Genomic DNA, 14,931 nt, shown 5'->3' on the forward strand with positions numbered 1-14,931 from the left:
TTGGCAAAAGGCGTTTTAATGGAATGGTCAGGATGCGGAGATTGCGGGGTTTTCCTGCGTCGCCCGGCGAATCGCCCGGCGAATCCCGGCGCCGCAAAACCCGGAACGCTAACGCGGCAATGGGGGACGGGTTGGCGCGTTGCACCCCGGATTGGGGGACAAAACTGCGGCAATGGGGGACGGCCTGAATGACCCCCTATACCATTTGATACCGATTTTCTTTGATGATTTGGTCCGGGAAATCCGGCCGGCGGGGAATCGCTTGACAGAATCGGATTTCAGGACGCAAATACGAAAGGGATGACGAAAAGCGTTTCAAACGGTGCCAAACCGACGCGGTCATCCGGTCTTGCCCCGATGGGCAGGGCGAGGCGGGCAGATGGAAGGCAGCCGGGAATACCGGGGCGCAGGAGCAGACATGCAGGTGATGCGTGCCGTCGGCCGAGAGGCGGCGGCGAAGAAATATGACTTGCTCTCGGCCATGATGGCGCATGGGCTGGCCGGCGACAAGCATCGCCAGCGCCTGGTGCTGCGGCTGATGGCACTGATCACCACCCGCTACAACTGGCAGCGCGACGAACTGACCATCGGCCAGCGCGAGATCGCCCGGCTGTGGTGCGTCGACGAACGCACCGTCAAGCGCGAGATGGCCAAGCTGCGCGCCCTGGGCTGGATCGAGATCAAGCAGCAGGGCGCACGCGGCCGGGTGTCGGTCCTGGGCCTGAACCTGGAGCGTATCCTGTTGGATACAAAGCCGGAATGGCCGAATATCGGCCCGGATTTCGTCGAGCGGGTCGGCGGCAAGCGCGCCGAGCCGACGAGCAATGTCGTGCCGCTGCACCGGCCCGAGCCGATGCCGGCCGAGGGGCTATGGGCCGAGGCGCGCGCCCGGCTGGCCGAGGAGGATCCGGCGCTGTTCGACGCCTGGTTCGCCGGGCTGATCGAGGCCGAGCGCAGCGAAAGCTGCCTGACCCTGTTCGCGCCCAGCCGCTTTCACGCCAATTACGTCCAGACGCATCTGCTGGAGCGGCTGCGCATCGCCGTGCAACGCTGCGACGGGCGCGTCGGCAAGCTGCGCATCCTGGGCCCGTGAAGGCGCGGGCGCTGCAAGCGGGCTGTCAGCCCGGCCCTGCTATTGCGGCGGCGCGAAAACGCAAATGCAGGAGAAAGAATCATGCGCCCTGTCGCTGGGCGCCGCGGCCCTGATCACCCTGGCCTGTCCCGTCGCCGCGCTTGCCGATTGCCCTGTGCCGCGGGCGGGCGGGCGCCCCGTCGAGGGGCTGGAGGCCCGGCTGAAGGGGCAGGGCTGGCCGGTCCATAATGTCGCCGTCGAGGACGGCTGCAATGAGGTGCATGGCAAGGACGAAACCGGCCGCCGGGTCGAGGTGCCGTTCCATCCCGCCAGCCTGGCAGAGCTGGGCATGGATGACTGAACCGGCCTTCCGGATCGGGAGGGGCAGGCGCAAGGCGTTGAAAGGTCAACGTTTTCTTGCCCCCATCCCGGCCCGATAAATAATAGATAATATATCCAGATTAACAGGGCGCGATTCCGGTTTTATAGATACTCCCCGATTCAAGGCTCAGGGAGGTATCCATGCCCCAGCAATCGCGCCGCGCCGCCGAGATCTATCGCCAGCCGCTGATGGACCTGCTGTTCCAGGCCCAGACCGTGCATCGGGCGCATTTCGACCCGAATGTCGTGCAATGCTCGAAGCTTCTGTCGATCAAGACCGGCGGCTGCCCCGAGGATTGCGCCTATTGCTCGCAATCGGCGCGCAACGGCTCGGAACTCTCGGCCTCGAAGCTGATGGAGGTCGAGCGGGTGCTGGCCGAGGCCCGGCGCGCCAAGGAAGCGGGGGCGACGCGCTATTGCATGGGCGCGGCCTGGCGGTCGCCCAAGGAACGCGACATGCCGGCGGTGCTGGCGATGATCCGCGGCGTCAAGGCGCTGGGGATGGAGACCTGCATGACGCTGGGCATGCTGGACGCGGACCAGGCGCTGCGGTTGAAGGACGCGGGGCTGGATTATTACAACCACAATATCGACACCTCGGAACGCTATTATTCCGAGATCATCACCACGCGCAGCTTCCAGGACCGGCTGGACACGCTGGAGCGGGTGCAGGCGGCGGGCATCCATGTCTGCGCCGGCGGCATCGTCGGCATGGGCGAGACCGAGGCGGACCGCATTTCCATGCTGGAGACGCTGGCCGGGCTGGAGGTGCCGCCGCAATCGGTGCCGATCAACATGCTGATGCCGATGGCGGGCACGCCGCTGGCCGATGTGCCCAAGCTGGACCCGATCGAGATGGTGCGCACCATCGCCACGGCGCGCATCCTGATGCCGACATCCTATGTGCGGCTGTCGGCCGGCCGGTCCGAGATGAGCGACGAGATGCAGGCGATGTGCTTTTTCGCCGGCGCCAATTCGATCTTCGTCGGCGATGTGCTGCTGACCGCCGGAAACCCGGGCGAGGACAAGGATGCGCGGCTGTTCGCCAGGCTGGGGCTGCGGGCCGAGGTGCCGGAGGCATCGCGGGAGGGCTGCGCGGCATGAGCTTTTCCCGGCACGGGGCGGCGCTGGAGGCCTTGGCGCGGCGCGGGCGGCTGCGCCGGGTGGCGCCGGCGGCGGGGCTGGACTTCGCCTCGAACGACTATCTGGGGCTGGCGGGGTCGGCACTGCTGGCGCGGGCGGCGCGGGATGCGCTGGCGCGCGGCGTGCCGGTGGGCGCCGGGGGGTCGCGGCTGCTGCGCGGCAACCATGCCGAGCATCAGGCGCTGGAGGCCGAGGCGGCGGATTTCTTCGGCGCCGAGGCGTGCCTTTACATGGGCGGCGGCTTCCAGGCCAACCAGGCGATCTTTTCGGCGCTGCCGATGCAGGGCGACCTGGTGGTCCATGACGCGCTGGTCCATGCCAGCGCGCATGAGGGGATGCGGCTGGGCCGGGCGGAATGCCGCGGCTTTGCCCATAACGATGCCGGCGACGCGGCGCGGGTGATCGCCGAGTGGCGCGATGCGGGCGGCCGCGGCCGGGTCTGGATCGCGGTCGAAAGCGTCTATTCGATGGAGGGCGACCTGGCGCCCTTGCCGGCTTTGGCCGCGCTGGCCGCGCGCGAGGACGCGGTGCTGGTGGTCGACGAGGCGCATGCGACCGGCGTTTTCGGCCCGCAGGGCAGGGGGCTGGCGCATGGGCTGGGCTGCGCGCTGGTGAGCCTGCATACCGGCGGCAAGGGACTGGGCGGCTCGGGCGCGCTGGTCTGCGCCGACCGGGTGCTGGTCGAGACCTTGGTGAACAAGGCGCGACCCTTCATCTATGCCACCGCGCCCTCGCCTTTGTCGGCGGCGGTGCTGCGCGCGGCCTTGCGGGCGCTGGCGGATCAGCCGGCGCTGGTCGCGGGCGCGCGGGCGCGCATGGCGCTGGCGGCCGAGGCGGCGCGGGGCTGCGGCATCGCGGCGCAGAGCCAGATCGTGCCGGTGATCGTCGGCGACGACCGGCGGGCTTTGGCGCTGGCCGGGGCCTTGCAGGCGCAGGGCTTCGACATCCGCGCCATCCGGCCGCCGACCGTGCCGAAGGGGACGGCGCGGCTGCGCCTGTCCGTCACCGGCAATGTCGGGGCGGAGGATATCGCGGCGCTGTTCGCGGCCATCGCGGCGCTGGAAAGGGCGGCGGCATGAGCGCGGTGGTGGTCGCCGGCACCGATACCGGCATCGGCAAGACCGTGTTCAGCGCCGGGCTGACCCGCGCGCTGGGCGCGAGCTATTGGAAGCCGGTGCAGGCCGGGCTGGAGGAGGAGACCGACAGCGAGATCGTGGCGCGGCTTTCCGGCCGTCCGGTGCTGCCCGAGGCCTATCGGCTGCGCCTGCCGGCCTCGCCGCATCTGGCGGCCGAGCGCGAGGGGGTCGCGATCGACCCGGTGCGGCTGGCCTTGCCCCCGGTGGCCCCGCTGGTGGTCGAGGCGGCGGGCGGGCTGATGGTGCCGCTGACCCGGCGCCTGCTTTACCTGCAGGTGATCGCCGGCTGGGGCGCGCCGGTGGTGCTGTGCTGCCGCACCGCCTTGGGCACCATCAACCATTCCCTGCTGTCGCTGACGGCGCTGCGGGCGGCGGGCTGCCGGGTGGCGGGCGTGGCCTTCATCGGCGCGGAGGCCGAGGACAGCCGCCGGGTGATCTGCGAGATCGGCGCGGTGCGCGACCTGGGCCGGCTGCCGCTGCTGGAGCGGGTGACGGCCGAGGCGCTGGCCGATGCCTTTGCCGGCATCGACGTGGCGGCAATCCGGGGGGTGCTGTGATGCGGGATCTGGCATTCGACCGGCGGCACCTGTGGCATCCCTATGGCTCGATGCGCGCGCCGGGGCCGGTGCATGAGGTCGCGGCGGCCGAGGGGGTCTGGCTTACGCTGGCGGATGGGGCGCGGATGATCGACGCCATGTCCTCCTGGTGGGCGGCGGCGCATGGCCATCGCCACCCGCGGCTGGTCGCGGCGATGCAGGCGCAGCTGGAGCGCCTGCCGCATGTGATGTTCGGCGGGCTGACGCACGCCCCGGCCGTCGGGCTGGCGCGGCGGCTGGTCGCGATGCTGCCGGCGGGGTTGGACCGCATCTTTTACAGCGACAGCGGCTCGGTCGCGGTCGAGGTGGCGCTGAAGATGGCGGTGCAGGCCCAGGCCGGGCTGGGGCAGGCGGGGCGGACGGGTTTCGCCAGCGCCCGCGGCGGCTATTACGGCGATACCTGGAAGGCGATGAGCCTCTGCGATCCCGAAACCGGGATGCATGCCCATTTCGGCGCCGCCTTGCAGGTGCAGCATTTCGTGCCGCGCCCGCCCATTCCCTTCGGTGCGGAATGGGACGAGGATCCGGCGCGGAACGGGCTTGCCGCGGTCGAGGCGCTGTTTGCCGAGAAGGCGCATGAGATCGCCGGCTTCATCGTCGAGCCGGTGGTGCAGGGCGCGGGCGGCATGTGGTTCTATCACCCGCGCTGGCTGGAGGGGCTGCGCGCGCTGTGCGACCGGCATGGCGTGCTGCTGATCCTGGACGAGATCGCCACCGGATTCGGCCGCACCGGCACGCTGTTCGCCATGCAGCGCGCCGGGGTGGTGCCGGACATCCTGTGCCTCGGCAAGGCGCTGACCGGCGGCATGATGAGCTTTGCCGCCACCGTCGCGTCAGGCCGGGTGGCCGAGGCGATTGCGGAGGGGCCGGCGCCGGTGCTGATGCACGGGCCGACTTTCATGGGCAATCCGCTGGCCTGCGCCGCGGCCCGCGCGAGCCTGGACCTGCTGGCCGAGGGCGGCTGGCAGGGGCAGGTCGCGGGGATCGAGGCGGGGCTGCGCCGCGGCCTTGCCCCGGCGCGCGGGTTGCCCGGCGTGCGCGATGTGCGGGTGCTGGGCGCCATCGGGGTGATCGAATTGCGCGAGCCCGTCGATATGGCGCGCGCGCATGGCTTTTGCCGCGACAGCGGGGTGTGGCTGCGGCCCTTCGGGCGGCTGCTTTACTGCATGCCGCCCTTTGTCGCGGCGCCGGACGAGGTGGCGCGCATCTGCGCCGCCATGGTCGAGATCGCGGGCTGGCCATGAGGGCGGAATGGCTGAAGCGCGCGGGCGCCGAGGAACTGATCGTGGTGCTGACCGGCTGGGCGGTGGGGCCCGAGCCGTTCCGGCACCTGGCCGGTCCGGCCGATGTGCTGGTGCTGTCGGATTACCGCGACCTGACACCGCCGGACTGGCCGCGGGGCTATGCGGCGATGGACCTGGTCGCCTGGTCCTTTGGCGTGGCGGCGGCCTGCCGGCTGCCGGGGCTGGACCTGTTCCGCCGCAAGGTGGCGGCCTGCGGCTCATGGGCGCCCTGCGACGACGATCTGGGCATCCCGCGGGACGTGGTGCGGGCCACGGCCGAGAACCTGTCGCCGGCCGCGCTGCGGAAATTCGGGCGGCGGGCGGGCTGCGCCGTCGCCGCGGGCGCCGATCCCGCCGCGCTGCGCGAGGAATTGCAGGCGGTGATGGGCTGGGATGCCGGGCAGGTGCCGGGCTTCGACCGCATCTGGCTGGGCGCGGCCGACCGCATCTTTGCGCTGAGGAACCTGCGCCGCGCCTGGCAGGGCTGGCCGGTCGAGATGCGGGTGCTGGATCGCGGGCACAATCCCTTTGCGCAATGGCGCGACTGGGCCGAGGTGCTGGCATGAGCCGGGCATCGGCATTCGCGCTGGCCGGGGGGCATGGGTGCGGTCCGAAAGGCGCGGGCCGGGGGAAGCCCTTGCCCTGCCGCCCCATGCCGGGGGCCGGGGCATGAATGCGCTGGCCGGGCGGGTGGCGCGGTCCTTCGCGCGCGGCATGGCGACCTATGACGGCGCGGCGCTGGCGCAAAGGCGGATCGCGGCGCGGCTGTTTGCGGCCTATCGCCGCGCCGCGCCGGGGCATCGGCCGACGCGGGTGCTGGAGGCGGGCCATGGCTCGGGCCATCTGACCCGGCACCTGCTGGGGCTGCGGCCGGCGCGGCTGTGGCTGAACGACCTGGCGGCGCCGGAACTGCCGGGGGTCGCGGCGGATTACCTGCCGGGCGACGTGGCCGAGGTGGCGCTGCCGGGGGCGGTGGAGCTGGCGGCCTCGGCCTCGATGCTCCAATGGGTCGAGGATCCGGCGCGGGTGATGGCGCGGCTGTGCGGGGCGGTGGCACCGGGCGGCTGGCTGGCGATTTCGGGCTTTGCGCCGGGGCATTTTCCCGAGCTGCGGGCGCTGGGCAGCCGGGCGGCGGCGCCGTCCTATCTGACCGGGGCCGGGATGGCGGCGCTGCTGCCGCCGGGCTGGCAGGGCCATGGCGCGGGGGAATGGCGGATCGTGCTGCATTTCCCCGGCGCGCTGGAGGTCTTGCGGCATCTGCGCGCCACCGGGGTCAACGGCTGCGCCGGGCAGTTCCGCTCGCCCGGCGCGCTGCGCGACTTCATGGCACGTTACGAGGCGCGGCATGGCGGGGCGCGGGGCGTGGCGCTGACCTATGTCGCAAGCTGGCTGGTGGCGCGGAAGGCGGCCTAGCCGTGGATGGCGAAGGCGTCGCGCTTGTCGCTGGCCGGGGGGGCCGGGCGGCGGCCGATCCAGCGCACATGGCGCGCCAGCGTGGCGCAGGCCAGGTCCACCTCGCCCTTGCGCAGCGCGGCCAGGATGGCGCGGTGGTCGTGGTCGGTGCGCGTTTCCCAGTTCGACTGCCAGGCGGCGAACAGGAAGCGGGCGCTGGCGGCATGCAGGTCGTCGATGGCGGCGAGCAGGCGCGGCATGGCGCAGGGGGTCAGGATCAGCTTGTGGAACCGGCGGTTCGCCGCCTCCCACGAGCGCACGTCGCGCGAGGCGTCGCCGGCCTTGGTCGCCTCCTCGGCGGCATTGAGGATCGCCGGGGTCAGGTGCGGCGCGGCGTGGCGCAGCGCGAGTTCTTCCAGCGCGGCGCGCATCTCGGCCACCTCCTTGACCTCGGGCAGGTCGAAGGCGGCGACGCGGACGCCGCGGCGCGGTTCGCTGATGGCGAGGCCCTGGGCTTCGAGCCGGCGGAAGGCTTCGCGCACCGGGACGTGGCTGGCGCCGAATTCCTCGGCGATGCGGTCCTGGCGCAGGCGCTCGCCGGGGCCGATCTCGCCCGCCACGATCCGGTCGGCCAGCACGCGGCTGATGCGGACCGCCAGGGTTTCTTCTGATCCTGCGCTCATGGCGGCATGGATAAGCCGGGGGGCGCGGATTGTCGATAAGGCTTCGGGGCCGTTTCAGGGCAGCGGCCAGCGCGCCAGCGGAACATGCCGGCCCAGCCCCTGCAGGCTGTCGATCAGCACCAGCTCGTCCACGCGCCAATGCACGGGCGGCACGGCGATGCCCTCGGGCGGCAGGGGTTTGCCATAGGCCAGGGTCACATGCGGGGTGACGCGGTGGCGGGCGACGGCCAGGCCGGCATGGGCGAGGCGCCGCCAGAGCGCCTGGCACAGCGCGTCGGGGGCGGGGTGTTCCTGCTGGCCGACCAGCACCAGCGGCCGGTCGCGGCGGCGCGGCGGGCCGAAGGTGGTCAGCCGGTCCAGCACCAGGTCGAAGGCGGGAAAGTCGAGCCCGTCGAGCGGCCGGCCGAGCGCCTCGGCCATGCCCGGCGCCAGCTGCGGGGTGCGGATCACCGGCAGGATGGTCATGTGCAGCGTGGCGCGGCGAAAGCGGTCGCGGCGATTGGCGAGCCGCCAGGCATCCTCGATCCGTGCCGCGACCTCGGGCGGCGGGATGGCGACGAAAAGCAGGAAATGCTCGCGCGGCGTTTCCTGCTGCATGTCCTGCGCTTGCGCGGCGTCTTGCATGGCGGCCCTCCGATCGGGTGCCGCCATGCTAGGGCAGATCGGGGCGGCGGTCAGCCCGGTTCTGCCCCGGCCTCGGCGATCAGGATCACGTGCAGGAAGCCGGGGCCATGGGCGCCGCGGACATAGCTGCCCTCGATATCGGTGGTGCCGCTGGGGCCGGTGATCAGGATGGCGTTGCGCGGCACGGCCTGCGCGGAAAGGCGGGCGGCGTAGTCTTCCAGATAGGGCAGCAGCGTGGCTTCGCGCAGCAGCACGACATGGTGCAGCGGCAGGAAGGCCATGAGGATCGGGTTTTCCGGTCCCGAATGGATGACCAGCGAGCCGCTTTCGGCGATGCCGTGCAGCGCGAGGCCGAGCGCGGCGGGCTCGTCCGGGGCGATGCCCGGATGCGGGGCGAGGCCCGACCAGTCGAGCGCCGCCAGTTCCGGCGCGGGCTGCATGGCGAAGCGGGGCGGCAGGCCATGGGCGTCGAGATAGCGGGCCATGGCCCGCGGCAGCTCGGCCAGGCTGCCGATGCGGTCGATGCTGGTGCCGAGCGCGGTCGCCTTCTGCGCGAAGGCGTCGGGCAGGCTCGGCGCGGCCAGGCGCGGGCGGGCGGCGTCCGGATCGTCGAGCAGGGCGGCGGCCTCGGCGGCGATCTGCGCCGGCGGCTTGCCGGGGCCGAGGGCCGTGCGGATCGCCGAGAGGATGCGGGTGCGGGCGGTCATTTGCGGGCCTTTTGCTGGGCGCGGTATTGATCCATGAAGCTTTGCGGCGCCGGGCGGGGCAGGTCGCGATGCGCGGTCCAGCCCCCGGCCAGCGGCAGGCGCGCGATCCAGCCGCCCTTGCCGAACAGCCGCATCAGCGGCAGGCCGATGCGGGTCGCCAGGCGATAGAGCCGCGGGCGGCGGGCGACTTGCGCCCAGATCCCGATGCCGGCGCGGAGCGATCCGGGCTCCAGCCCCTCGCGCCAGCTGCGGCGGCGCCAGGCGCGCAACAGCGTCGGCAGCGGGATGCCGACCGGGCAGACCTCGGCGCAGCGGCCGTTCATGGTGCAGGCATTGGGCAGGTCGCGCGAGGCCGCGAGCCCGTCCAGCACCGGCGTCAGCACCGAGCCCATCGGGCCGGGATAGGTGCCGCCATAGGCATGGCCGCCGATCTGGCGATAGACGACGCAATGGTTCATGCAGGCGCCGCAGCGGATGCAGCGCAGCATCTCGCGGAACTCGTCGGCCAGCATCCGGCTGCGGCCGTTGTCGACCAGCACGATATGCATCTCCTCGGGCCCGTCGGCATCGCCGGGGCGCCTGGGGCCGGCATGGAAGGTGGTGTATTGCGTCATCTCGCCGCCCGTCGCCGACCGCACCAGCAGGCGCAAGAGCGCAAAGGCATGCGCGGTCGAGGGCACCAGCTTTTCGATCCCCGCGGTCACGATATGGATGCGCGGCGGCGTGGTGGTCAGCTCGGCATTGCCCTCGTTGGTGACGGTGCAGGTGGCGCCGGTATCGGCGACCAGGAAATTCGCGCCGGAGATGCCGATATCGGCGGACAGGAATTTCTCGCGCAGCACCCGGCGGGCGCTTTGCACCATGGTCGCCGGATCCTCGGCGGCGGGGGGCGGCTGGTGGCCGGTCTTGAAAAGCTCGGCCACCTGTTCGCGGGTGCGGTGCATGGCGGGCCAGATGATATGCGAGGGGGCCTCGCCCGCCAGCTGGATGATATGCTCGGCCAGGTCGGTCTCGACCCGCTCGATGCCGGCATCGGCCAGGGCATGCGGCAGGCCGATTTCCTCGCCCAGCATGGATTTGGCGCGGGTCACGAGCTTCGCCTCGGCGGCCAGGCAGATGCGGGTGACGATGGCGCGGGCCTCGGCATCGTCGGCAGCCCAGTGGACCTGCGCGCCGCGGGCGGTGGCGTTTCGCTCGAACTGTTCCAGATAGTGGCCCAGATGGGCGGTGACATGGTCCTTGATCGCCTGGCCGCGGGCGCGGGCGGTCTCAAACTCGGGAAAGGCGGCCAGGGCGGCGGCGCGCTTCCTTTCGGCATTGCCGGTGGTGCGGTCGATGGCGACCTTCAGCACCGGGTCGGCCAGGGCCGCCCCGGCGCGGGTCTTGAAATCGGGCCGGGCGCTCATGATGCCTCCTCGCCGATGGCGGGGCCGTCGGCACGGCCGGCCAGCACCTCGACCGCGTGGAAGCAGCGCGTCTTTGCGCCGCGGCGATGCAGTTTGCCGGCCATGTTCATCTGGCAGCCGAGATCGCCGGCCAGCAGGATCTCGGCGCCGGTCTCCTCGACGGCCTCGGCCTTTTCGGTGACGATGGCGTTCGAGATGTCGGAATATTTCACGCAGAACGTGCCGCCGAAGCCGCAGCAGACATCGTTGCCGGGCAGGCCGCGCATTTCCAGCCCCTCGACATGGCTGAGCAGCGCGCGGGGCTGGGCGGCGATGCCAAGCTCGCGCAGGCCCGAGCAGCTGTCGTGATAGGTGGCGGAGGCATTGAGCCTCCGCCCCGCGGGCGCGTAGCCCATGACATCGCAGAGGAAGCTGGTGATCTCATGGGTTTTCGCGGCCATGGCTTGGGCGCGGGCGGCCCAGTCCGGGTCGCCCGCCAGAAGCTCCGGATAGCCATGCACCATGGTCGCCGCGCAGGAGCCCGAGGGCAGGACGACATAGTCGTAGCCCTCGAACGCCGCGATGGTCTGGCGGGCCAGATGCGCCGCGTCGCGGTCGTCGCCGCTGTTCAGCGCCGGCTGGCCGCAGCAGGTCTGGGCCTGCGGCACCTCGACCACGCAGCCCGCCTCCTGAAGAAGCTGGAGGGTTGCGAAGCCGATCTGCGGGCGGATGGCGTCGACAAGGCAGGTCACGAACAGACCGACCGTCGGTTTTGGCTCTCCGGTCATGGGCTTTCCCCTAGTTGGTCACGGCGGCCGGGACGGCGCCGCGGTTGCGCGACATGAAGAACAGCACGGCGGCGGCCCAGATCGCGGCGGCGGCCCACCACATCAGGTTGCCGGTCAGCAGCGCGAAGCCGATCAGCCCGCCCTGCACCACGTAATAGGCCATGGGGATCAGGGTCTTGCGGATGATCGCGCCCTCGCGGTCCACAAGGCCGACGGTGGCCGAGGCGGCGACGACGTTATGCACGCAGATCATGTTGCCGGCCGCGCCCCCGATGGCTTGCAGCGCCACCACGGTGCCCGCGCCCGCCGCCCCCAGGCCGATCTGCTCGGCGGTCGAGAACTGGAACAGCGAGAACATCATGTTGCTGACCGTGTTCGAGCCGGCGACGAAGGCGCCCATGGCCCCGATCAGCGGCGCGAACATCGGCCAGGCATCGCCCACCACCGACGAGACGCCCTGCGCCAGCACGATGGGCATGCTGGCATAGCTGTCCGAAGCCGAGTTCAGGAACACCTGCACCATCGGCACCGCCAGCAGCAGCGCCGGGGCGGCGGCGATCATGGTCGTGCCCGAGGATTTCAGCGCCCGGCCGTAGTCGCGTCCCGACATGCCATGCAGCACGAAGGTAAAGAGCGAGGCCAGGATCAGGATGGTGCCGGGCAGGAACAGCACCTGCACCGAGGCGTTGATCCCCGAGCCGAACAGGTCGCGGAAGGCGATGGTCATCTCGGGCGAGGTCAGCCAGGCCTTGATCGGCGCGACCGAGCGGGTCAGGACCAGCAGGGCGACGACGAAGACATAGGGCGCCCAGGCCTTGGCCAGCGGCATCACCGGCTTGTGGGCATTGTGATCCTCGAGATCGTCGAGCTTGCCGGTCCAGTCGGCGCCCCAGTCGCGGCGCGGCGGGAAGTCGAAGCTTTCCTTCGGGATCAGGAAGCCGCGCTGCGCCGCCGGCACCACGATCATGAGCCCGATGATGCCGCCCAGCAGCGAGGGGAATTCCGGCCCCAGGGTCGCTGCGATGATGTAATAGGGCAGGGTGAAGGCGAGGCCCGCGAAGAGCGCGAATTTCCAGATGCGGAAGCCCTCGGCAAAGGAGCGGTTGGCGCCGAAGAAGCGGGTCAGCATGCCGACCAGGATCAGCGGGATCAGGAAGCCGATCAGCCCGTGGATCATCGCGACCTTGGTTGCGATCTCCAGCAGGTAGTCGCCGAAGGCCATCGGCGCGATGGTGGACTCGACGATCTGCTGGTCGGCCAGGCCGGTGCGCACGCCGACCAGGATCGGCGTGCCGACCGCGCCGAAGGAAACCGGCGTGCTCTGGATGATCAGCGTGACCATGACCGCGGCCATGGCCGGAAAGCCGATGGCGACCAGCAGCGGCGCGGCGATGGCCGCCGGCGTGCCGAAGCCCGAGGCGCCCTCGATCAGCGAGCCGAAGAGCCAGGCGATGATGATCGCCTGCACCCGCCGGTCGGGCGAGATCGAGGTGAAGCCGGCCCGGATCGAGCGGATGCCGCCGCTTTCCTCCAGCGCATAGAGCATCAGGATGGCGCCGAAGACGATGTAGAGCAGGCTGACGGCGGTCACGACGCCGTTCACCGTGGCGCCCAGAACCTTGTTCAGTTCCGTGCCCCAGATCAGCAGGGCGGTGGCGGCGGTGACGAGATAGGCCACCAGCATCGAGAACTTGGCCGATTTCGCCAGCACCACCAGCAGCACGAAGACCGTGGCGATGGGCAGCAGGGCCAGGATGAATGTGATAAGTCCAGCCATCTTTCCTCCTCAGATGGGGCGGGCGGTTCCGCCGTTGCGGGTGCGCAATGCTGCGCGGTCGTCTTGGATGGCGCGGCCTAGTGCCAATGCGCGCATTTCGAGGTCTGGCCGATGCCGGGGTTCAGGCTGTTGGTCGGGTCCAGCTGCCGGTAGAAGCCGGCCAGTTCCGGCTTGGCGTGGTAAAGGTGGCCGACATTGTGCTCGGCCGGGTATTCGGCGCCGCGTTCGTCCAAGAGCCGCCACATCTCATGCTCGACGGAGAGGCAGTCCTGGCCCTTTTTCACCACGTAATCCTGGTGGAAGACGTGGCAGAAGAAATGCCCGTAATAGAGCTTTTTCGCGAGCTTCGCGTCGAGCTCGGGCGGCAGGCGCTCGACCCAGTCGCGGTCGTTGCGGCGCAGCGCGATGTCCAGCGCCACGATGTCCTCGACCTTGCGGGCATGGATGGCGCGGTAGCGCACGGCGGCGCCGGCCACGGCGAAACGGTGCAGGAAGGCGGCCTTGCCCTCGTCCGGGGTGCATTCGAACATGTCGCCCTGGGCCGAGGGGAAGATGGCGTCAAGATAGGCGCGCGCCTCGGCGATGCCGGCGCCGCCCATGCGCAGCAGCAGGTGATGCTCGTAGCGGTCGCGGAAATCGTTCATGCGCTTGGGCAGGTGCTGGGGCATCAGGGATGCGATCCCCTGCGCCAGCCGGTCCGAAAGTGTCGCGCCCAGTCCCAGCCGCTCGGTCAGCGCGTCCATGCGCGCCTTGGCGGCGAACAGGGCCGGCATGCGGTCGGTGCCGGCATGGCGGATGAACAGGAAGGTGTCCTTGCCGTATTGCGCCGCCACGTCATAGGCTTCGCGGTGGATGTATTCGCCGGCGATGGGCAGGTTCTGGAAATGCGCCAGGATATGGCGGCGGATCCGGGTCAGCTCGTCGGGGTCGTTGCTGCCGATATAGAAGACCGCCGTGTCCTTTTCGGCCCGGAACGTGTCCAGCCGCACGGCGAAGACGGCAAGCTTGCCGGCGCAGCCCGAGGCCTCGTGCAGCCGGCGCGGGTCGGCGTTGAAGCGGGCGGGCGTCTCGGCCTCGATGTCGCGGACATGCTCGGCATAGTCGCGGTCCGAGGCCCAGGCGTCGGTGGGGGCGGGGGCGGGCAGGTCGCCCGTCTCGACGCGGGCCAGGATGTCCTCGGGGTCGTCGCCCAGATCGAGGCCCAGGTGGTTGACCAGCGCCACCGAGCCGTCGGCGCGCACCTCGGCGTAAAGGCTCATCTCGGTATAGGCCGGGCCGCGCTGGATCAGCGCGCCGCCCGAGTTGTTGCAGATGCCGCCCAGCACCGAGGCGCCGATGCAGGAGGAGCCGATGACCGAATGCGGCTCGCGCCCCAGCGGGCGCAGGCGCTTTTCCAGCGCGTCTAGCGTGGCGCCGGGCAGGCAGACCGCCTGTTCGCCGGCGCCGAGCAGGTGGATGCCCTTGAGGCGCATGACCGAGACCAGCACGATCTCGCGGTCGTAGTCATCGCCCCAGGGGGTCGAGCCGCCGGTGAGCCCGGTATTCGCCGCCTGCAGGATCACCGCGCGGCCCGAGGCGACGGCGGCGTTCAAGACCCGCCACATCTCGACCAGAGTGCCGGGGCGGACCACCGCGACCACCGGCCCCTCGCCATAGCGGAAGCCGCGGGTGTAGCGGCGGGTGGCGCGGGGCGCGGTCAGCACATGCGCCCGCCCGACGATGGCGCGCAGGCGGTCCAGCAGGTCCGCACGGTCTGCCGTCATGACTGTCCCCCCTTGATGCGATCAACCCGGCGCCGCATGGCACCGGCTGGGCAGATCGCTTTACCTTCCCTCTGTTATTGGTAAAATAATTTTACCGCTTGGGTCAAGTGGGAAATCCATTGCGCCGGACCCGGCGCTGCGGCTAATCTTCGGGACCGGAAGCCGCCGCTTAACCCCCTGAAATCGCGGCCGTTGCCAGAG

At 70.7% G+C, this 14,931-nt stretch carries 15 protein-coding genes; 8 read left to right on the plus strand and 7 right to left on the minus strand.

From position 1 onward, the window contains the following. Positions 1 to 418: 418 nt before the first annotated feature. The 8 genes from ACDP63_RS06140 to ACDP63_RS06175 all read left to right on the plus strand — a co-directional run bounded on the left by ACDP63_RS06140 (position 419) and on the right by ACDP63_RS06175 (position 7,024). Positions 419 to 1,093, plus strand: a complete 675-nt coding sequence (locus ACDP63_RS06140; protein ID WP_024843707.1) for a DnaA N-terminal domain-containing protein — start codon at positions 419 to 421, stop codon at positions 1,091 to 1,093. A gap of 64 nt (positions 1,094 to 1,157) precedes the next feature. Then, positions 1,158 to 1,433: a PepSY domain-containing protein gene (locus tag ACDP63_RS06145; protein ID WP_024843708.1), complete on the plus strand. Its 276-nt coding sequence runs from the start codon at positions 1,158 to 1,160 to the stop codon at positions 1,431 to 1,433. A 161-nt stretch (positions 1,434 to 1,594) separates the two neighbouring features. Continuing rightward, on the plus strand, positions 1,595 to 2,557 hold the full coding sequence (gene bioB / locus ACDP63_RS06150) for a biotin synthase BioB (protein ID WP_024843709.1): 963 nt from the start codon (positions 1,595 to 1,597) through the stop codon (positions 2,555 to 2,557). Then, complete coding sequence (locus ACDP63_RS06155; RefSeq protein ID WP_024843710.1) at positions 2,554 to 3,675, plus strand: aminotransferase class I/II-fold pyridoxal phosphate-dependent enzyme; 1,122 nt, start codon at positions 2,554 to 2,556, stop codon at positions 3,673 to 3,675. The genes bioB and ACDP63_RS06155 overlap by 4 nt, the downstream gene beginning before the upstream one ends. Beyond that, a complete protein-coding gene (gene bioD, locus ACDP63_RS06160; RefSeq protein WP_024843711.1) occupies positions 3,672 to 4,289 on the plus strand; it encodes a dethiobiotin synthase in 618 nt (205 codons plus the stop codon). The genes ACDP63_RS06155 and bioD overlap by 4 nt, the downstream gene beginning before the upstream one ends. Next, positions 4,289 to 5,572 carry an adenosylmethionine--8-amino-7-oxononanoate transaminase gene (gene bioA, locus ACDP63_RS06165; RefSeq protein WP_024843712.1) on the plus strand — a complete coding sequence of 428 codons (1,284 nt, stop codon included), beginning with the start codon at positions 4,289 to 4,291 and terminating at the stop codon, positions 5,570 to 5,572. Before bioD ends, bioA begins: the two co-directional genes overlap by 1 nt. After that, positions 5,569 to 6,177: a pimeloyl-ACP methyl esterase BioG family protein gene (locus tag ACDP63_RS06170; protein ID WP_024843713.1), complete on the plus strand. Its 609-nt coding sequence runs from the start codon at positions 5,569 to 5,571 to the stop codon at positions 6,175 to 6,177. Before bioA ends, ACDP63_RS06170 begins: the two co-directional genes overlap by 4 nt. A 103-nt stretch (positions 6,178 to 6,280) precedes the next feature. Continuing rightward, positions 6,281 to 7,024 carry a methyltransferase domain-containing protein gene (locus ACDP63_RS06175; protein ID WP_024843714.1) on the plus strand — a complete coding sequence of 248 codons (744 nt, stop codon included), beginning with the start codon at positions 6,281 to 6,283 and terminating at the stop codon, positions 7,022 to 7,024. Here ACDP63_RS06175 and ACDP63_RS06180 read toward each other — a convergent pair. From ACDP63_RS06180 to dld, 7 genes are all read right to left on the minus strand, one after another. Beyond that, complete coding sequence (locus tag ACDP63_RS06180; protein ID WP_024843715.1) at positions 7,021 to 7,686, minus strand: GntR family transcriptional regulator; 666 nt, start codon at positions 7,684 to 7,686, stop codon at positions 7,021 to 7,023. The genes ACDP63_RS06175 and ACDP63_RS06180 overlap by 4 nt on opposite strands. Before the next feature lie 54 nt (positions 7,687 to 7,740). Next, a complete protein-coding gene (locus ACDP63_RS06185) occupies positions 7,741 to 8,310 on the minus strand; it encodes a 2'-5' RNA ligase family protein (RefSeq protein ID WP_024843716.1) in 570 nt (189 codons plus the stop codon). A 50-nt stretch (positions 8,311 to 8,360) separates the two neighbouring features. Further along, the gene (locus ACDP63_RS06190; RefSeq protein WP_024843717.1) at positions 8,361 to 9,017 is read right to left on the minus strand and encodes a lactate utilization protein C; all 657 of its coding nucleotides are present in this window, start codon (positions 9,015 to 9,017) and stop codon (positions 8,361 to 8,363) included. Then, positions 9,014 to 10,423: a lactate utilization protein B gene (locus ACDP63_RS06195; RefSeq protein ID WP_024843718.1), complete on the minus strand. Its 1,410-nt coding sequence runs from the start codon at positions 10,421 to 10,423 to the stop codon at positions 9,014 to 9,016. Before ACDP63_RS06195 ends, ACDP63_RS06190 begins: the two co-directional genes overlap by 4 nt. Beyond that, positions 10,420 to 11,190 carry a (Fe-S)-binding protein gene (locus ACDP63_RS06200; protein ID WP_409927857.1) on the minus strand — a complete coding sequence of 257 codons (771 nt, stop codon included), beginning with the start codon at positions 11,188 to 11,190 and terminating at the stop codon, positions 10,420 to 10,422. Before ACDP63_RS06200 ends, ACDP63_RS06195 begins: the two co-directional genes overlap by 4 nt. A 10-nt stretch (positions 11,191 to 11,200) precedes the next feature. Beyond that, a complete protein-coding gene (locus tag ACDP63_RS06205) occupies positions 11,201 to 12,967 on the minus strand; it encodes an L-lactate permease (protein ID WP_074990415.1) in 1,767 nt (588 codons plus the stop codon). A 77-nt stretch (positions 12,968 to 13,044) separates the two neighbouring features. Continuing rightward, entirely contained in the window at positions 13,045 to 14,730 is a 1,686-nt protein-coding gene (gene dld / locus ACDP63_RS06210) for a D-lactate dehydrogenase (protein WP_024843722.1), read from the minus strand. Positions 14,731 to 14,931: the final 201 nt, after the last annotated feature.

It is taken from the genome of Paracoccus sp. P2 (assembly GCF_046335115.1).
Taxonomy (GTDB): Bacteria; Pseudomonadota; Alphaproteobacteria; order Rhodobacterales; family Rhodobacteraceae; genus Paracoccus; species Paracoccus pantotrophus.